15 protein-coding genes and 2 pseudogenes are annotated in these 18210 nt (G+C 55.3%); 3 read left to right on the top strand and 14 right to left on the bottom strand.

The features are described from left to right. Positions 1-4: 4 nt before the first annotated feature. The 7 genes from ispH to BUC26_RS05475 all read right to left on the bottom strand — a co-directional run bounded on the left by ispH (position 5) and on the right by BUC26_RS05475 (position 8282). Positions 5-943 (bottom strand): 4-hydroxy-3-methylbut-2-enyl diphosphate reductase, encoded by a 939-nt coding sequence (gene ispH, locus BUC26_RS05445; protein WP_073374013.1) that lies wholly within the window; start codon positions 941-943, stop codon positions 5-7. Positions 944-954: 11 nt separating this feature from the next. Next, positions 955-1440: a universal stress protein gene (locus BUC26_RS05450; protein WP_073374015.1), complete on the bottom strand. Its 486-nt coding sequence runs from the start codon at positions 1438-1440 to the stop codon at positions 955-957. 161 nt (positions 1441-1601) lie between these two features. Continuing rightward, positions 1602-2999: a TRAP transporter large permease gene (locus BUC26_RS05455; RefSeq protein ID WP_073374017.1), complete on the bottom strand. Its 1398-nt coding sequence runs from the start codon at positions 2997-2999 to the stop codon at positions 1602-1604. Further along, complete coding sequence (locus BUC26_RS05460) at positions 2996-3541, bottom strand: TRAP transporter small permease (protein WP_073374019.1); 546 nt, start codon at positions 3539-3541, stop codon at positions 2996-2998. Before BUC26_RS05460 ends, BUC26_RS05455 begins: the two co-directional genes overlap by 4 nt. Positions 3542-3643: 102 nt before the next feature. Continuing rightward, on the bottom strand, positions 3644-4588 hold the full coding sequence (locus BUC26_RS05465) for a TRAP transporter substrate-binding protein (protein ID WP_425267075.1): 945 nt from the start codon (positions 4586-4588) through the stop codon (positions 3644-3646). A 483-nt stretch (positions 4589-5071) separates the two neighbouring features. Then, on the bottom strand, positions 5072-6430 hold the full coding sequence (locus BUC26_RS05470; protein WP_073374022.1) for a sigma-54-dependent transcriptional regulator: 1359 nt from the start codon (positions 6428-6430) through the stop codon (positions 5072-5074). Further along, a complete protein-coding gene (locus BUC26_RS05475) occupies positions 6414-8282 on the bottom strand; it encodes an ATP-binding protein (protein ID WP_208609736.1) in 1869 nt (622 codons plus the stop codon). Before BUC26_RS05475 ends, BUC26_RS05470 begins: the two co-directional genes overlap by 17 nt. 153 nt (positions 8283-8435) lie before the next feature. Here BUC26_RS05475 and BUC26_RS05480 point away from each other — a divergent pair, with 153 nt between their 5' ends. After that, a complete protein-coding gene (locus BUC26_RS05480; protein ID WP_143165917.1) occupies positions 8436-9062 on the top strand; it encodes a hypothetical protein in 627 nt (208 codons plus the stop codon). 20 nt (positions 9063-9082) lie between these two features. Here BUC26_RS05480 and hisF read toward each other — a convergent pair whose 3' ends face one another. From hisF to BUC26_RS05520, 7 genes and pseudogenes are all read right to left on the bottom strand, one after another. Beyond that, on the bottom strand, positions 9083-10669 hold the full coding sequence (gene hisF / locus BUC26_RS05485) for an imidazole glycerol phosphate synthase subunit HisF (protein WP_073374026.1): 1587 nt from the start codon (positions 10667-10669) through the stop codon (positions 9083-9085). A gap of 85 nt (positions 10670-10754) precedes the next feature. After that, positions 10755-11381 (bottom strand): FmdE family protein, encoded by a 627-nt coding sequence (locus tag BUC26_RS05490; RefSeq protein WP_073374028.1) that lies wholly within the window; start codon positions 11379-11381, stop codon positions 10755-10757. Next, positions 11381-12169 (bottom strand): precorrin-4 C(11)-methyltransferase, encoded by a 789-nt coding sequence (gene cobM, locus BUC26_RS05495; RefSeq protein WP_073374030.1) that lies wholly within the window; start codon positions 12167-12169, stop codon positions 11381-11383. The genes BUC26_RS05490 and cobM overlap by 1 nt, the downstream gene beginning before the upstream one ends. Then, complete coding sequence (locus BUC26_RS05500) at positions 12162-13394, bottom strand: bifunctional cobalt-precorrin-7 (C(5))-methyltransferase/cobalt-precorrin-6B (C(15))-methyltransferase (protein ID WP_073374032.1); 1233 nt, start codon at positions 13392-13394, stop codon at positions 12162-12164. Before BUC26_RS05500 ends, cobM begins: the two co-directional genes overlap by 8 nt. 20 nt (positions 13395-13414) lie before the next feature. Beyond that, positions 13415-14500 carry a cobalt-precorrin-5B (C(1))-methyltransferase CbiD gene (cbiD, locus tag BUC26_RS05505; RefSeq protein ID WP_073374034.1) on the bottom strand — a complete coding sequence of 362 codons (1086 nt, stop codon included), beginning with the start codon at positions 14498-14500 and terminating at the stop codon, positions 13415-13417. 347 nt (positions 14501-14847) lie between these two features. Continuing rightward, positions 14848-15549, bottom strand: a complete 702-nt coding sequence (locus BUC26_RS05515; protein ID WP_425267076.1) for a tyrosine-type recombinase/integrase — start codon at positions 15547-15549, stop codon at positions 14848-14850. A gap of 624 nt (positions 15550-16173) precedes the next feature. Further along, a pseudogene (locus BUC26_RS05520) lies at positions 16174-17280 on the bottom strand (IS110 family RNA-guided transposase). Positions 17281-17383: 103 nt separating this feature from the next. Between BUC26_RS05520 and BUC26_RS24495 the strand changes: the two are divergent. After that, positions 17384-17527: pseudogene (locus tag BUC26_RS24495) on the top strand (IS110 family transposase); the annotation flags it as partial. A 438-nt stretch (positions 17528-17965) separates the two neighbouring features. Continuing rightward, on the top strand, positions 17966-18210 hold a 245-nt coding region (locus BUC26_RS05535; RefSeq protein ID WP_073374046.1), incomplete at its 3' end, for a transposase.

Here is an 18210-nt window from a genome sequence, read left to right on the forward strand (position 1 = left end):
GATTCTATCGAAACGATCGAGCCGGCTTAAATTTGATATGCTCATCCTTTCCGAATAATTCCGAAACACTTTTGATGACGGCGTGTTCTTCGAGCCAATCGAGTACTCCCTCAACCAGGCGCTCCGGTGCCGACGCACCGGCGGTAATACCGACGCTGGTAACCCCGTTCAGCCAGCCGGGTTGCAGGTCTTCTCGATCGTCAATCAGATAGCTGCGGCAGCCACTACTCTCGGCGACTTCTTTGAGGCGGTTGGAGTTCGAGCTGTTTTTCGAGCCGACCACGAAAATCAATTCGGCCCGAGCGGCGAGCTGGCGCACCGCATCCTGCCGATTCTGGGTCGCATAACAGATATTTGATTCGGCAGGCCCCTTGATATCCGGGAAGCGCTGACGCAGGATGGCGCGAACCCCGGCCACATCGTGTTGACTGAGCGTCGTCTGCGTGACATAGGCAACTTTGTCCATCGAGTTGACCACAACCTGCCCCGCCTCCCGCTCATCGGCCACCACGTGGACCCGATCACCGACTCGTCCCGCCGTTCCTACCACTTCGGGGTGCCCGTGATGGCCGATGATGATCACATCATACCCCTGACTATGGTATTGCTCGACCAGGCGATGAATTCCGGTTACCAGCGGGCAGGTGGCATCGATAGTTCTCAGCCCTCCGGCCTCGGCTCGACGTTCCGTTTCCAGGGAGACGCCATGAGCACTGAATATACAGATACCGCCGGCAGGAATATCGTGCAGATCTTTGACGAACCGGGTGCCGAGTTGTTCCAACTCGGCGAGGACGTGACGGTTGTGAACGATTTCGTGCAGTACGAAGACCGGGGCGCCTTCGTCCTGCAGGGTTAATTTGACTGTCTCGATGGCCCTTACGACACCGGCGCAGAAACCACGCGGTGACGCCAGCACAACATCGACTTCCGGGAGTGTCATCGTTCCGGTTCTTAGTTGTTCGGCACGATAATCACTGGAATCGTCGCGTACCGCGGGACCCGGCGAGCGGTGGACCCGACGATATCGGTACCAAAAATACGGCGGGTGGATTTCCCCATGACGATCAGGTCTGCCTGATGCTTTTGTGCGGCCTTGATAATCTCCTCACTGGGGCGGCCACTAATGACAAGCAATTCCTTTACCCGGATATCCTGCCGATCACGGCTCTGCTCCTCTTCTTGGCAGAACTTCTCCAACCTGCTCTTCATCGTCTTCAGGACCAAACGCATATTATCCTGAAATATTTTTTTCGCATCCACATCGGTCAGGTACGTCTCAACGATGGCCTGCGCTGCCGAGGACATTGGTTCGACCACGTGCAGCATGGTGATGTCGGCTTCATAGCGCCGGGCCAGACTGATTGCCGTGCGAAAAACCGGCCGAGTATGTTTACCCAGATCAGTAGCATACAAAATTGTTTTGAATTCCGGCAACATTCCGATTCTCCTCAAATCCTGTTAAAAAGCGGCTCCCCCCCAACATCTCACCCCACGATAACCATGGTGAACGGTTTGTCGATGGTATCTCAGGGTTAAACGAGTGCGCCGGACCGAAACTCCCGAACAGTCGGAATCAGTGCGGCGCACCTCTGGATGGATCAATACCCTTTCAATTTGTCAATATACTCCGGCAAGAACAGAGAGATTTGCGGAATATAGGTAATCAGCCCAAGAAAAACGAGCATCAGACAGAGCCACGGTAAGGCCGCCTTGATGACCCAGCCCATGGAATTACCGGTAATACCGGACATGACAAAGAGATTCAAACCGACGGGCGGCGTCAGCATGCCGATCTCCATATTGACGACCATCACAATACCCAGGTGAATCGGATCGATTCCCAGCTGCAAAGCAATCGGGAAGAGGATCGGCGCCATGATCAGCAGGATCGCCGACGGCTCCATGAAATTACCGGCGGCAAGCAGCAGCAGGTTGACCACGATCAGAAACATCCAGGGCGACAGGCCGAGCTCGACGATGATCGAGGCGATGTGGTGCGGAATACGTTCGGTGGTCAGTACATGGGCAAAGAGCATTGCATTGGCGATAATAAACAGCAGCATGATACTGACCTTCGCCGCATCCATCAGCACTTTGTTGACATCCCGGTCGAAAATGCACTTCGGCAGAGCCAGCGTGATCTGCCAGCTGTTGCGAAACAAGGCGGCACCCAGCGACTCGCCAGGCTTGAACCACGGCTGCTCCTTCATCGGCCCCATGTCACGGTAACCGAAACAGGCAATACCGAAGGCGTAAACCGCAGAGACGGCGGCCGCTTCGGTGGGACTGGCGATACCGCCATAGATCGAGCCGAGAACGATGATAATCAGCATCAGCCCGCCCAGCGCGCTCCATCCGGAAGCTAGAAGTTCCTTAAAACCTACCCAGGGAAGACTCGGCAGGTTGCGAAACCGGGCGACGATATAGATAACGATCATCAGCATCAGTCCCATCATCAGTCCGGGCAGAAAACCGGCCATGAACATCCGGGCTGCAGACACTTCGGTTGCTGCGGAATAGACGAGCATAACGATGGACGGCGGGATCAGGATGCCCAGGGTACCGGCGGTGGTAATGACGCCGGCGCCGAAACTCTCCGGGTAACCGATCTTGAGCATGCCGGCGATACAGATGGAGCCGATTGCAGCGACCGTTGCCGGCGACGAACCGGAAACCGCGGCGAAAATCATACAGGCTACGACCGAGGCCATCGCGACGCCGCCCTTGATATGGCCGACCAGGCCGGTGGCAAAACGGATGATTCGTTTGGCCACCCCGCCGGTGGACAAAAACGACGATGACAGGATAAAAAAGGGAATGGCCAGCAACGTATAATGTTTGGATAGTGCTTCGAACAATTTCAGAGAGATGGAGGCGATCGAGTCGTTCGAAAACATCAGGATGGTGCCGATGCTCGACAGTCCGAGCGCCAAGGCAATCGGCATGCCCAGCAGCATACAGCCGAAAAGCAAGATAAATAATGCGGCGGTGGTCATACCATGCCCTCCTTTTTCAACTCCTCGACAATGGCCATGCTCTCCTTGGCCTCGTCGGCATGGCGAAATACCTCGACGTCCCCAAATACCACTGTCCAGAGCAGGATAAGCAATCGAACACCGAGAAAAACGAAACCAATCAAAAGAATACTGTGGGCGACCCAGGTTGGGATAAAGCGCAGGTCCTCCAGACTGATGCCGAGCATTTTCACTTTGCCGAGATAGATCCAGGCACCGTAGATTACCAGCCAGCAATAGATCAGGCTGAGGGAACAGGCGATGCCGGTCAGTATTTTCCGGCCAAGCGGGGGGAAAATCTTGACGAAAGCATCCATGCCGATATGGGCACCAAGCTTTAGACAATAGGAGGCGCCGAACAAGACCATCCAGGCGCTCAGATGCAGGGTCAGTTCCTGGGACCAGATCCAGGCCTTGCTGAAACCGAATCGCATCACCACATCAACGAATACGAGGAGGGTACAGGTTACCAGAAACAGGGCAATGATCCCTTCCTCAATCTTATTTACAATTTTGAAAAACATTGCCGACCTCTTGCGCAATCTGCGGACAAGCATCAGGGCAGGAACTCACCGTTCGGGACCCCCTGCCCTGTTCTCTCAAGCCCGTCCCGTTAGGGATGCTGATTATTCGTTGGAGGCATAGGCAGCGTCGATCAATTCCTTGCCGATCTCTTCCTCGAATTTCTGCCACACCGGTTTCATCGCTTCAACCCAGAGGGCGCGTTCTTCCGGAGTCAGATAAATGATTTCAGAACGGCCGGAGTCGATGATTTTCTGCTTGTCATCCAGTGCTTTTTGTGCGGCAACTTCATTACCGAAAGCAATCCCTTCATCGAGTGCTTTCTTAACTTCGGCGCGAATGTCATCCGGCAGGCCGTTCCAGAACTCGGCCGAGGTAACGACCAGATAGTCGATCAGGCCATGGTTGGATTCGGTTATGTAGGGCTGTACCTCAAAAAATTTCTGGGAATAGATATTCGACCAGGTGTTTTCCTGGCCATCGATCGCTTTGGTCTGCAGCAGGGTGAAGACCTCGGAAAACGGCTTTTTCAAAGGCATGGCGCCAAGTGCTTCAAACTGGGCGGCCAGCACATTGGAGGCCTGAATCCTGAATTTGAGACCGCGGGCATCTTCCGGTACACGAAGCGGTTTATGGGCGGAAATCTGCTTCAGGCCGTTATGGATGTAACCGAGGCCGATCAAGCCTTTGCTCTCCATGGACATCAGCAATTCATTACCGATGTCGCTCTGCTGGAAACGCTCTGCGGCGGCCATATCGGAAAACAGGAACGGCAGGTCGAACACCTGCAGCGATTTGGTGTAACGATCGAATTTGGAAAGACTCGGGGCAGCCAGTTGCACATCACCTAAGGCCATGGCCTCCAAAACCGTATCGTCGCCGAAAAGCTGCGAGTTCGGGAAGACTTCGACAACAACTTTGTCACCCATGCGCTCAGCGACCAGGTCCCGAAACTTATTGGCTGCCTGGCCCTTCGGGGTGTTTTCAGCAACAACATGGGCGAACTTGATGGTAATCGGTGCAGCGACTGCCGTGCCGATTGCCAGCATACTTGATACCGCCGTAATGGCAAGAATCTGGGTAACCTTTCGCAACATGACAACTCCTCCTCATTGTGTTGGTTTGTCCCTTGGCCGGAACAGTCCTGAAAATGGCTGTCGAGCAGACTGCACGGCACGACGAATCGAATATCGTCGGGTGCGGGGTAACACCTGAACATCTGCAAAGAACGGTCCAGACAGGGACAAAAAAGTTCTTCCGAAATATCAGGCAACAGAGCACAATCGGGAATTGTCAGGCTATAACAATTGGCGGATTTCCGCCAATTGTTGCCCATCAATGAGGGGGAAATCCGCCTACGAATCTAGCCTCACTATCTGCTCTGTCTCCTGAAAAGCGATTCATTCCGAACCGATTGGGAACTATCGGAAGCGGCACCGCAGAAACCGGACGGCGAGGAGAAGCAGGTCCGAATGGATAGAAAGAGGACAGCTCTTCACCGCTCCCGCGGGAGGTTGAAAAACCATTGGGTGTCACTCTTTGAAATCGCTTTTATCAAGTCTATATTTGCGCATTTTGTCTGACAGGGTTTTACGCGGAATAGACAAGGTGTCCATGGCTTTTTTGATCGACCCGTTGCCGGCAGCGAGCGCCTGCTCGATCAGGCTGCGCTCGAAACGTTCGACCTGTTCTGCCAGGCTGCGGGCCTCGGAGTGAACGGAGCCGCTCATCAACCGGTCGATCCGCCAGTCATTCTGCGCTCCGAGTAGTACATAGCGTTCGGCCACATTACGCAGTTCGCGGACATTGCCCGGCCAGGAATAGGCCATCAGGGCATTCATCTGATTGTTGTCCGGCAATGGCGCTTCCTGCTGGTACCGGTGCGACGCGACGAGAACGAAATGGCGAAAAAGCAGCGGGATATCTTCACGCCGTTCACGGAGCGGCGCCAGGCGCAATTGCACGACACTGAGCCGATAATAGAGATCTTCACGGAAGGTTCCGATGCCGGTCAGTTCTTTGAGGTCCGACTTTGCTGCGGCAACCACTCGCAGATCGAGCAGTATCGATTTATTCGACCCGAGTCGTTCGACCGTTCGCTCCTGCAGGGTCCGCAACAGATGCACCTGCACCCGCAAGGGCATTGATTCGATTTCATCGAGCAGCAGCGTCCCACCGTTGGCATATTCGAATTTGCCGATCCGCTGCTCTCGAGCATCAGTGAACGCTCCGGCCTCATGACCGAACAACTCGCTTTCGATCAACGAATCGCTGACTGCACCGCAGTTCACCGCGACGAAGTTTCTCGATCGCCGGCGGCTCTGCTCGTGAAGAGAGCGGGCCACCAGTTCTTTGCCGGTTCCGGTCTCACCGGTGATCAACACGTCAGCCCCGGTATCGGCGATCTGGGCGATGGTGGTGCGAAGTGCATCCATTTGAACGGTGCGGCCGATAATCCGCGGGCCAAGAACTTCCTGTGCTTCCAGTTCCCGGCGCAGCGTCCTGTTTTCCAGAGTCAGGGCCCGTTTCTCCAAGGCCCGTTGCACCGTTTTAACCAGTCGTTCCGATGAATAGGGTTTTTCGATAAAATCGTAGGCCCCGTCGCGCATCGCCTGAACGGCGGTGGAGATATCGCCGTGGCCGGTAATCAGGATGACCGGCAGATCGCTGTCGATTTCCCGGACCGCCGCCATGAAGGACAGGCCGTCCATCTTCGGCAGTCTTATGTCACAGACGACAACCCCGGGCCAGTGCGCATCGATCGCGGGCAGGGCGGCTTCCGCCGTTTCGTAGCAGACCACTTCCATATCTGCCAACTCCAGCGTCTGGGTGTTGGCCTGCCGGATATGCTTTTCATCGTCGATAAAGAGTACTTTATTGCTCGTTTTCATTCTGCTGATCCACTATGAGCAAGGAGATGACGAACCGGGCCCCTGATTCCGCCGGCTCAAGAACGATGGTGCCGCCCATCTCCTTGAGTATACGTTTACTAATCGTCAATCCCAGTCCAAGCCCCTGTCCCGGTTGTTTGGTCGTAAAAAACGGGTCGAAGATCTCTTTGACATGGTCCCCTGCAATACCGGGACCGCTGTCGTGAATAATGATTCTCGCCCGATCTTCTTCAACACAGGCGTCGATGGCGATCTCTTTCTCATGGCATGATTCAACTGCCTGCATTGCATTGTTCAAGACGTTCACCAGCACCTGCTGAAGCAGAACCTGGTTGGCTGATACCTGCAGGTTCTCCGGCTGAATTCGGACGTGCACAGCGATTTTGTTCTTCAGGATGCCGGAGGCCAGGATCTCCAATGCGCCGTCGATAACACCATGCAGCGGTACGATCTCCGGCTTGCCGCTGCTCTTTCGAGAAAACTCTTTCAACTGGATACCGATCTGGGCCATCCGGTCGGTGAGTTCGCTGATCTGGGCCATGTTCCAGGCCGCTTCGATCTTTCTGCCTTTTTCCAGAAATTGCCGGGCGTTATCGGCGTAGCTGCGGATAGCGGCAAGAGGCTGGTTCAACTCGTGATTGATCCCCGCCGACAATTGTCCCAAAGTGGCCATCTTGGCGGCGTGCACCAATTCCGATCGAGTTCGCCGCAATACATCTTCGGTGCTCTTTCGTTCCTGTATCTCGCTGAGCAGTTTCCGGTTGGCCTCGACCAGTTCGGCGGTTCGCTCCTGAACCCTGGTTTCCAGGTGCTCATTGGCTTCCTGCAAGGCCTGACGGCTCCGATCTTCAAAACGCTTAATCTCCGCCAACCGTCGCCGGCGTTGAGCGAGAACCGTCAGCAGCAGATAGGAAATCATGATCGCCGAACCGACCAGTACGTTAGTGGCGAGGATCCTCTTGCGCAGCGGACGGGTATCGGACAAGATATGGACGTTCCAACCGGCTTCGTCCATCACCCTGAACTGCTGCAGCACCGTTGCCGAGGTGGTGCCGCCCTGCTCATCGAGATTGATTACCTTACCGAAAGGATAATCTTGAATCCGGCGCATCGCGATAGGCTGAATATCGGCATCAGGATACCGCCGGCTTTTCTTGACCAGGGCCAACGTACGCGGCGAAATCTCGCCAATGGTGCGAAACCGCCAGTCGGGCCGAGTGGTCAAGAAAATGACGTCTTCGGGATCGGTAACGATAAACGTCGCGTCATGATACCCCCAGCTCTTTTCGACGGAGTCGATGTCGATCTTGATAACCACGGCGCCGAGAATCTCATGTTCCAGGCGCACCGGATAGGCAAAATAATAACCTCGTTTGATCGATGTCGTACCAAGGGCGAAATATCGACCGAGCTGTCCTTTCATGGCTTGCTGAAAATAAGGTCGGTAACTGAAATTACGTCCGACGAAGGGACGCTCGTCCTGCCAATTGCTGGCGGCAATGGTCAAGCCGTCCTTGTCCATCAGATAGGTGTCGGAAGCATTACTGATGTCGTTGACCGTCTGCAGGTAGCGATTGAAGGCCTCGATCCGCTCCCTCCCGCCCGGATTGATCAAAAAACCGACCAGATTCTTGTCCCGCGCAAGCATCTCCGGTAGGCTCTCATATTTCCCGAGCACTCCACGAAGGTAGAGGACAAACAGGTCGAGTTGAACGGAGCTTTGCTCGGCGAGTTCCTCGAGCCCTTTTTTATACGTCGCGGTCGATACGCCAAACAATACCAGCACCATCACGGCAAGCGTGGTAATCCAACCACTGACGGAGCGAATTGCAAGAAAATTGACGCTGTACATCTAAAGTCCGCTTCCCCTTTTCCCGATTTATCAAAAAAGAGCTTCGCTGCCGACAAGCGCTGCGCCGCACTGCTCTTTCTCGTTGACATCAGTTATGGACAATGGTAGCTCTACCTTTCTCTTGTTTGTTTTCAATACGTTAGCAAAGAGGTCATGATGTCTGCCCGCTTTTGGGTGCTCGTAACAGCGCTGCTTGTCACCTTTTCATGCTGCGGCTGTGCCGACAATACCGGTCGGTACCTGCCGGTCTACACCAATACGCCGCGCATCAGCACCCTCGGATTTTCGGTGCTCCCGCCGCCAGGCCAGGGCTGGTATGAGCGAGTCAACCGGGATAGCCTCTTTTATGTTAAAAAAGTGGATTCCGAAACATACTCGATCGCAAGTCGCGCCACGGAATTACATTTCAACGAGGAATTCCCCGAAATAAATGATTTTCTTGCCCATGTGAAAGAACGGAAACTGATCAGCGTTGATCCATCTCTGATCCGCAATGTCCAACTCTTTTTTGACGTCAGTGAAAAGTCCGAAAGGTGCGTCCGCTATCGGCAATGCTATGAAGACCACCGCGCCGAAGGATCGCACGAGCTCTCGGCTCAGCCGTTTACCAACGTCTCAAACACCGGTTTGATCTGTGTCCACCCCGACAATAATCGCCTCGGAATCGACCTTTTTTATCAGGAACGGCAGTCTTCCGGCAAGCCGACGCAATCTTTTGCCAGCGAGGGCGAATCCTTTTTAGCCAGTCTCTCCTTCCTCTCTCTTACCGCACAACGCTGAAAAATAAAACGCTGCTCCTTTTAGCGGCAGGAGATGTCCCGCTCGATCAATGCTTCTTTGACCTGCCGGATACCGATCTCACGGCGATGAAAGATGCCGGCGGCCAAGGCCGCTTCCGCTCCGGTTTGCTCGAACACCTCGATAAAGTGCTCGGGCCTGCCAGCTCCGCTTGAGGCGATGACCGGAATACTCACCCGTTCTTTGACATGATTGATCAACTCGATATCAAAACCGCTGTTGGTGCCGTCCCGGTCGATGCAATTGAGCAGGATTTCTCCGGCCCCGAGTCGCTCGCAGACGGTGACCAATTGAATGACATCGATATCCCGCCCTTCCCGCCCCCCTTTTACGGTGCATTGATACCAGCAGTATCGCTCGCCGCCTGGTCCAGGCTGCGCTGTGGCTATCACCTGATGAGTCGTTCGCTCCGGTTCGGAGACATAGATGCGACGGGGATCGACCGAGATGACCACCGCCTGTGCGCCGTATACTGCGGAAATCTGCTCGATGGCGCTCTTGCCGGTGGCCTGTCCGCTCGCCAGGAAGGCCTCGACGGTATACACCGCGTCGCTGCCGATCGATATCTTGTCCGCTCCTGATCGAAAATACTCGGAGGCGACATCGAGGGCGGTATGAAATACCCCGTCTGAATCGGTGAAGGCACGGATGCCGCCGCCGATAGTCAACGGCACGAATACCTTCTCCGACGTCCGCCGCAGCACCTCAAGCATCGGTTGGTCGGCAAGTGGGAAATCCCTGAAACCGGTAATATTGAGGAAGGTGATTTCATCGGCCCCTTCTTCGAAATAACGCTGGGCCAGTTCCACCGGTTTGCCGAGGTTGCGAACCTCGCCATCTGCCCGCACGTCGTATTGGTCACCCTTGGTCACCACCAGATCCCCCCGGTCGTTGCTGCGCACGTCAAGGCAGGCGATGACCCGTTTGGCCAGGTGCGTTTTATCACCGGCAACCGTGGTGCTGCCGGGTCGCACGGTGATCGACTCGTTTTCGAGAAACCGGCCCAGGATGGTGAGCCCGGGGGCACCGCTTTTTTCCGGGTGAAATTGAAACGCCGCGACATTGCCCCGACAGATTCCGGAAACAAACGATTGCCCGTAATCGGTTGTGCTCAACAGCCAGTGTTGGTCCACGTCCTCGATCCGGGCATGATAGGAGTGGACGAAATACAGTTTTTCACCGCGGTAGTCCTCAAACAACGAGCACTGGCGATGCAGCCGGATGCCGTTCCAACCGATCTGCGGCACGGTCAACCGCGGGTCGGTGAATCGCTGCACCGTTCCGGGCAGTACGCCGAGGCCGGGCACACCGGGCGATTCCGCGCTGGCTTCAAACATCGCCTGAAGTGCGACACAAATACCGAGAAACGGTTTGTCGGCGGCGATTCTTTGTTTGAGCGGTTCAACGTAGCCCTTTTCCACCAGTTTATTCATAACCGAGCCGAAGCTGCCGACACCGGGAAAAATCAGCTTTTCGGCCCGGAGTATATCCTTCGGCTCGGTGACGTCTTGTATCTCGCAGCCAAGTCGTCGGACGGCATTACGTACACTTCGAACATTGCCTGCGCCATAGTCGAGTAGAGTGATCATGATCAATTGATATGTGTCTGAGGGTTCGCAACAAAGGACTCTGAGCAACGAAGCACTATGTCAGTTCCGTCCGGTCTGCCGGCAGTCAAACCTTTTCGACAACGGTATAATAGGCTCCGTGGGCGCAGGATCGACAAACGGTGCGCCCTGCGACCCGCTCTTCCCTGCCATCCTGAACCCAGTCGCCGCATTGCTGACAGCACACCCGGCGTAACGGCCGGCCCGGCAGGTCGTTCTCGGCTATTGTCAGGCGAACCCGTTGCACCGCGAAGAGCGCTTCATCGGGCATCTCCTGGTACGCTGCCAGTTGCCGCTGATACCTGTCGACGATGTCCGGACGATACGTTCGCGCCGACTCCCGCGCCTCTTCCCGGGCGGTAATGCGTACCGCCGTTGCGGTCTCCAGATTTACAAAAGTTGCCGCCATGATACCGAGATCAAGCCAGCGCAAGGACCGTTTGCCCAGACTGCAGCCGGTAACGGACTGGATCGCATCGGTGGCGCAGCGGTCGATCTCGACAACCACATACAGTTTTTTTCGATCCACCCCTTTCGGCTCGTGTATACCGATCAGTCGCAACCCGAGCATACTCATGCGCACACCGATAACCTGCCCGGCGCAGAGATGACCGTGCAGAGCAACCGAATCGGCCAGTAATGCCTCGAACCGGTGGCGAGATCTGCTATTCAACTCGGCCCGCTCGCCACTCATCACAGGCCTCCGCCAGGCCGGCAGCCATGGCTGAAATCAGGGTCATAGAGCCGGGACCGGGCGGGCGGCTGCTTGCTGCCGAAGACCTTGCCGACGCAGATCATCGCGGTTTTGGCAATCCCGGCCGACTGCACGGCCGCAGCGATATCGGCAAGGGTTCCTGTCACCACCTGCTGGTCGGGCCAACTGGCCTTCATCACCACTGCCACCGGGGTGTCGATTGGGTAACCGCCGGCCAGCAGATCGGCAACAACGTCTTCGATCATCGCGACCGACAAAAAGATCATCATCGTCGCCCCCGCTGCACCAAGCCGAGGAAGGGACTCACGCTCCGGCACCGGGGTACGTCCTTCCCTTCTGGTGATGATAACGCTCTGGGTCACCTCGGGCAGCGTCAGCTCGACACCGAGCGCAGCCGCTGCAGCAAACGCCGAGCTAACACCGGGAACTACCTCGTAGGCGATGCCCCGTTGCTCGAGCCTGGTAATCTGCTCTGCGATGGCACCATAGAGCGACGGGTCACCGGTATGGACCCGGGCCACGGAACCGCCCTGGTCGACCACCGCCGCCATGATTTCGATCATTTCATCGAGGTGCAGTGCGGCGGAATCGTGCAGCGGCACTCGACACCCCGAGAATAACTCGGGATTCACCAGACTGCCGGCATAAATAATGCAGTCGGCGGTATCGATGAGCCGCCGGCCGCGTACCGTGATCAAGTCTACGGCCCCCGGTCCGGCGCCGATGAAATAGACCTTTCCGTCCGGCTTCGATTGTTGCTTAGTCATCGTTTCGTTCAGCCCTGATGATATCGATAGGGTTCAACCTGGTTTCTTTATTGTCGGCTCCGACAAACCGGCTGATCGATACCCGGCTCACTGTCACCCGATATCCACCATCGAGGAGCAACCGCGGAGCCTGCGACCGGGTCCGGTCACTCACCGCAGTCAACACGATTATCGTCGATCCGGCAATCGTGTTGAACAAACTGTTTAGTATCGATGGTAGATTACCGCCGGAACCGCCGATAAAGATCCGGTCCGGCAGCGGCAGCCGGGCAAGGGCAGACGGCGCCGTGCCCGGCACGACGATCAGATTCCAGCAGCGGAACCGCGATCGATTCGCCTGGATATTGGCACATTCCACGTCGTTCTTTTCGACCGAGTAGACCGTCAACTCGGGAAAGAGCCGGGCCGCCTCGATGCCGACCGAGCCGGAACCTGCTCCGATATCCCACAGCACTCCCTGCTGCGGCAAGGCAAGCGTGTGCAGCACAGCCGCCCGTACCTCGTTTTTGGTGATCAGGCCGCGACTATGCACCAGCTCTTGCTCCCGCAGGCCAAACCGCTGCTTGATGGTATCAGTGACAGGTGCCGTGTTACGCAAAATCAGGCAATTCGGTTCGTGAAAAACCTGCCCGGCGAGCGCCTGCGGATCCCCTGTCAGCAAACGTTCCCGTGAAGTCGCCAGACATTCGCCGACCGAGAGGTGATAACGCCCCGCCTCCTGCTCTCCGAATCGATCGATCAGAAAGCGGGCAACGGCGGCCGGCGAATTGACTCGATCGGTAAACAGAAACAGTTTTTCCGTTTGCAGTTTACCCTCGATCAGGTGCAGTGGTCGACCGTGCAGACTGAGAAACTGTGCGTCATCCCAGGGGATGCCGAAACGGGCAAAGCAGAGTTGCATGGTCGACAACGATGGCTCGAAAATGATCTCCCGGTCAGCAAATGTATCAGTCAGCAGACGGCCAAAACCGAAAAACAACGGGTCGCCAGTGACCGCAACGACGATCGGTCCGTCTCCCTCCTGATGCCTCCGCAATTCACCCAGGCAACTATGTAGCGGTGTTATGGACAGCCAGCGGACGTTGCCGGCGGCAGGTAGTTGCGTGATGATGATATCGCGTATGGCGGCGGAACAGACCAGGATTGCCACCGGTTGTGTCAACACCTGCCGCATCTTGTCGGGCAGCTGATCCCCCACCAAGCCGATAACGTGGATCGTCTTCATTGTTACGCCCTGTCGCCAACCTATGCCCGAGCCACTACCGTACTGTCGCTGCCGACCAGATAAACGTTCACGGGAGTCCCGCAACGTTGCTCGTAGTGCTGTCGTGCAAGGAGGCAGATCATTTCGATAACCGCATCATCTTGCCGACGGCGAAGGATGTCCAGCATCTCTCTGGCCGTATGGGCCTCGGCAACGGCCTGCAGGGTCGCCTCAGCCACATGGTGCTCTCGAAGAAACCGACAAATCGCCGCCACGTCCAGCATGCCGTGCCGCACATGAGTCTGGGCGATCCCCATGGCTCCTTTGAGCAATTTCGCCCACATTGCCGCCATGTGTACCCGCCGGAATGATCGCTTGCGCACTTCCTGCAGGGAAAAATCGAGATAATCCCCCATCATCACCAGCGCCTCTTCCGGCGCGCCGATCAGGGTCTCCACCACCCGTTCTGAAGTCCTTCCGGTCGACAAGATTATTTCGCTCAGACCGACCGCTTCGGCAACATCCATCGAAGCCGCTATGGTGGCCGTCCAGGCCTCGGCGGAAATCGGCCGAACGATACCGGTGGTACCGAGAATAGAGATGCCGCCAACAATTCCGAGCCGCCGGTTCAGCGTCTTTGCGGCCAGTTCCTCACCGGCAGGAACTTCGATACACACCTCTAACCGTTCATGCTCCGAGCAGTTCAGGGCACCAAGCACCTCGTCGACGGCGGCGCGGATCATCTGCAACGGCACCGGGTTAATAGCGGGGTGTCCGACCGGTACCGCCAGGCCGGGCTTAGTGACCCGGCCGACACCTCGCCCGCCGATTATCTGAATCTGCTCGGTACCCGTGCTGCCACCAGCGGGGCTACGACGCACCCAGGCGACAATTTCGGCCCGATTGGTGACGTCCGGATCGTCACCGGCATCCTTGATAACCCCCGCCCCACCGGCGCCGTCCGACAACCTGCCCCAAAGGACCTGAAAGACGAAACGCGAACCGTCCGGAAACGGTATCTCGACGTCTATCGGAGGGTTACCGCGCAACAGTGTCTCGGCGGCAGCCTTGGCTGCTGCCGCTGCACAGGCACCGGTAGTAAATCCTGAACGGAGACGCTTTTTCATAAAAGAAAAAGCCGCTTCCCATGGGGAGCGGCTTTTTACCCTGCCAGCATGCTAATCAAGTTACGCGTACGTATAATTCTCTTCGATTCGGCTATCATTCATGGTCGGGACGAGAGGATTCGAACCTCCGACCCCAGCGTCCCGAACGCAGAATTTTTGCACGTCTAGCGTATTGATTTTGCTTGACTTGAACCACTCTTTTCTTGTGAACATGTTTCATCAAGAAGATTGATCGCCCGCCGCTTCGACTGGCTGCTCGATTCCTGATAAATCTTGATTGTCATGTTGATGTCCTTATGCCCTACCATCTCGGATACCGCTTTCAGATCAGCCCCGGCGTCAAGCAACTATGTCACGAAACGATGACGGATCGAGTACTGCCTCAGCCTGCCGGTTATCCCGGCACGTTTCTTGGCCGTTTTCCATGCCGTTTTAATAGACGTCTTGATCCGCCGCCCTTTCCAGTAGACAATGTAGCCGGAACCACCGTCCTCGTCACGCCATTTCTTCATCTGCTCGACAAACGAGTCAAGCAGCGGCACCTCTCTGGACTCGAGCCCTCCTTTTTTGGCCGAGGTTATGCGCAGGACCTTTTCGTGATCACCGAAATCGTCCCAGGTAAGTGACAGCAATTCGACCGCTCCGGGCTGCAGTCCAGTATTAAACGCCACTAACATGGCCCGCTGAACGTGTGGTGCGGCTTTTGCCAGCACCTTCTGAAAGTCGTCGTCGCTGATCGGCCTGATCCGCTCCCCGTCTTTCTTTGGCATCTCATAGCCAGCCATCGGGTTGACGGCAATAATCCTACCCCGCACTCCCCAATTGAAAATGGCCCTGACGTATGACCGTTCCCGGTGTATCGTGACATGCTTGACCCCGTCTTTCGTCCGCTTCGCCCGATACTTGTCCAGTCGTCGGTCATGTCCCAGCCGGGACACCTCCAGACCTCCGAATTCAGGAAAGATGATCGACTTCATCTTCCAGTACCAGTTGTCAGCCTCCGTCTCCGACAGATCGTGAACCCGCGCAACCATATATTCATTTGCCAGTTCGGAAAAAAATACTCCAACAGGGTATCCGCCTACTCAAGTACGCCTCGCCGACGGGGAGCACGCAATCTGTTCCGGTGTAAGATTCCACGGAAGCAACGCCTCAGCAGGGCATGACGAGAGGTAAAGGCTTCTGCCAACCCAATTCTGGTGTTTTTTTACGAACGGCAGCAAAAAATAAGTGGGGGGCATTCTACGTATCAAATTACACGGACCCTTCGGTGTCAAAAATGAAAACTTCTCGTTTTAACCCCCGTCAACATACGTACCTAAAAAATGGTTCATCCGGCTGATATGGTTGCACTATGTCAAGAGACAAAAGGAGTACGCCCCCTTGTGAACGTGGGTTATGGTTGCCGTTTTTTCCACCCCATGGATAGAGGCGGAATCCTTTAGCGACGGTTGATCATACTGATATTCGCGGGTTGGTTACCGCCTGACTTCAGTTCGTCGCGAAGCTGCCTCTCTCTAAAGTCGAGAATCCAGGCAAAAGCCCTATCTCATGGTCGGAACGAGGGTTCTCCTAACCGAGATCGCGCCTCTATCCTTGGGGTGAAGTGTTAACTGATTTACTTGACTATTTATTCCTCTATGGAAAAATTAACAAGACCGTCTGCTCCCTCACTATGCACGCAAGGGTATCTGCCGCGATATGGCCCACAAAAATGCCGCCATTTCCCTGGCGATTGCGGTCACCGCTACCTGGTTGGATTTACCGCTTGTAATAAGACGACGATATCGGCTGCAAAGACGAAGCTGCGCCTTCCAGCCGATTTCAGCAACCTCGGCGGTCAGGTGTGCACGCCGATCGCGAAGCGCTCGGCTTACCCTTGCTGGAAACCGATATGCCCAAGCCCCCTGAACCAATACACGTCGAGCATGGCTGTTGCGACATTTAGTAATACCTCCTTGTCGTCGACTTTCTCCGCTGGAATGCTCAGAAGGAATCAATCCCAGGTAAGACATCACCTGCTCCGGGTGATCAAACCGGTTCAGGTCCCCAAGTTCCGCCACCAAAGTGACGGCAGCAATCATCGATACTCCGCGCATCGCCTGAAAGGCATCGACAACCGGCTTCATCCGCCAAGACTCTACTCTATCCCGAATGGATTCTGTCAGCCGTTCAACCCTGCGTTCACACTCCTCGATGCTATTGATATATTCTTGGAAGGCGATTTGCTGGGTGGAATCTACAAACGATTGGTCCGAAAGCCAGCGCCTGTGGGCCAGCGTCCATTTCTGCCGCCCGCTGTAGTTTCGTCCGTGACGGAGGAGAAAGGAGTTCAGCCGCTGTTTGGCCATCCTCTCAGCAATTTTGGCATCTTCTCGAGCACGGCTCAAATCGCGCATGGCTTCGTCCTCCGGGCGAGGGATATATAACGCAGTAAGCTCACCGGCACGGTGAAGGCGAGCCAAGGTGATCGCATCCCGCCGATCGTTCTTGACCCGGTCTCCTGTCTTTCTGGGTATCAGCGAGGGCGCCACGACCGGGCATTCGATACCCTGGTTTTGAAGATGACGGCAGAGGCCGTATCAACAGGGGCCGGCTTCGTATACAATCCGCAACTCCTTCTTCTTGTAGCCCAGCTTACGAACAAGCCGATCTACTTCAGTCGATTCTCCGCCAATTTTACCGTAGTGACGGACCTCCGCGTTTCGAGAACCGGCTGCGATAGCGACATCAATAGAGTTTTTGTGAACATCCAAACCGATAAAGATAAAATGTGTCATGGCCTGCCTCCTTGGTTATGGCTCTGTGGTGAAACCTCTCTTTTCCACCATAATCCACGTTCGCAAGGGGCAGGCCTTCTTTTTTACTGCAACCATTATGTCTAAAGGCGGTAAGAGTGCAAAAAAGAAGGAAGTAGTAGCAGTTGCGAGGAAACTTGCGGTTTTACTCCACCGTCTATGGAAAAACGAAGAGGAGTACAAGCCGCTCTATAAGCCACAATTAGAGGGACTGGCAATAGTATCATGAATAACATGGCTCGGCTGCAGCCCTCAAGGACAATGTTCCTTTTAGGAAAGGAAGCGAATTATGCGACAACCGTAGAGGTCCTGGTGAGTTGGTTGCAAAAGCAGGCGAGGAACATTCTCCTTGACCGCCTTGCTCACCAGGTTGGACCGACAAGTGTCGAAAGCGAAAGGATGTCTCTTTCGTCTCTGCAAAAGGATTGAAGGAAGGAAAGTTTAGATTCTGGAAGAGTACGTTTTTTGCCAAACCCAAATAGATGTCCCGTCCGGAAGATTGCGAAAGTACGCTAGATCCGTCATCAGCCAATGGCAGCAAAGAGATCGAACTAAAGGTTGCAGCTTCCACTACGGATTTTACTATGCATCAAGCTTATGTTTTGGTTCAGCGCGAATTGGAGAATTCCCCCATTTGAGTTAGTTTACTCACAAGGAGGAATTCACCATGAAACGAAAACGCAAAAACTATTCAGCCAACGAGAAGGTTGCCATTATCAAGCGCCATCTTGTTGACAAAGTGTCGGTCTCAGACCTATGCGACGAATATCTGCTCAATCCTACGGTATTTTACCGGTGGCAAAAAGAATTTTTCGAAAACGGTGCAGCCGCCTTTGAGAAAAGCGATGCTCGTCGGCAACGGGCCGAGCGGAAGCGCTTTGAAGAACTGGAGGCTAAGCTGCAAGTCAAGAA

The organism is Desulfofustis glycolicus DSM 9705 (assembly GCF_900130015.1).
Taxonomy (GTDB): domain Bacteria; phylum Desulfobacterota; class Desulfobulbia; order Desulfobulbales; family Desulfocapsaceae; genus Desulfofustis; species Desulfofustis glycolicus.

What these genes read in the sequence shown, in the direction of transcription:
- ispH (WP_073374013.1), bottom strand. Translation starts at nt 943, where the DNA reads ATGACACTCCCGGAAGTCGATGTTGTGCTGGCGTCACCGCGTGGTTTC.
- BUC26_RS05450 (WP_073374015.1), bottom strand. Translation starts at nt 1,440, where the DNA reads ATGTTGCCGGAATTCAAAACAATTTTGTATGCTACTGATCTGGGTAAA.
- BUC26_RS05455 (WP_073374017.1), bottom strand. Translation starts at nt 2,999, where the DNA reads ATGACCACCGCCGCATTATTTATCTTGCTTTTCGGCTGTATGCTGCTG.
- BUC26_RS05460 (WP_073374019.1), bottom strand. Translation starts at nt 3,541, where the DNA reads ATGTTTTTCAAAATTGTAAATAAGATTGAGGAAGGGATCATTGCCCTG.
- BUC26_RS05465 (WP_425267075.1), bottom strand. Translation starts at nt 4,588, where the DNA reads ATGCTGGCAATCGGCACGGCAGTCGCTGCACCGATTACCATCAAGTTC.
- BUC26_RS05470 (WP_073374022.1), bottom strand. Translation starts at nt 6,430, where the DNA reads ATGAAAACGAGCAATAAAGTACTCTTTATCGACGATGAAAAGCATATC.
- BUC26_RS05475 (WP_208609736.1), bottom strand. Translation starts at nt 8,282, where the DNA reads ATGTACAGCGTCAATTTTCTTGCAATTCGCTCCGTCAGTGGTTGGATT.
- BUC26_RS05480 (WP_143165917.1), top strand. Translation starts at nt 8,436, where the DNA reads ATGATGTCTGCCCGCTTTTGGGTGCTCGTAACAGCGCTGCTTGTCACC.
- hisF (WP_073374026.1), bottom strand. Translation starts at nt 10,669, where the DNA reads ATGATCACTCTACTCGACTATGGCGCAGGCAATGTTCGAAGTGTACGT.
- BUC26_RS05490 (WP_073374028.1), bottom strand. Translation starts at nt 11,381, where the DNA reads ATGAGTGGCGAGCGGGCCGAGTTGAATAGCAGATCTCGCCACCGGTTC.
- cobM (WP_073374030.1), bottom strand. Translation starts at nt 12,169, where the DNA reads ATGACTAAGCAACAATCGAAGCCGGACGGAAAGGTCTATTTCATCGGC.
- BUC26_RS05500 (WP_073374032.1), bottom strand. Translation starts at nt 13,394, where the DNA reads ATGAAGACGATCCACGTTATCGGCTTGGTGGGGGATCAGCTGCCCGAC.
- cbiD (WP_073374034.1), bottom strand. Translation starts at nt 14,500, where the DNA reads ATGAAAAAGCGTCTCCGTTCAGGATTTACTACCGGTGCCTGTGCAGCG.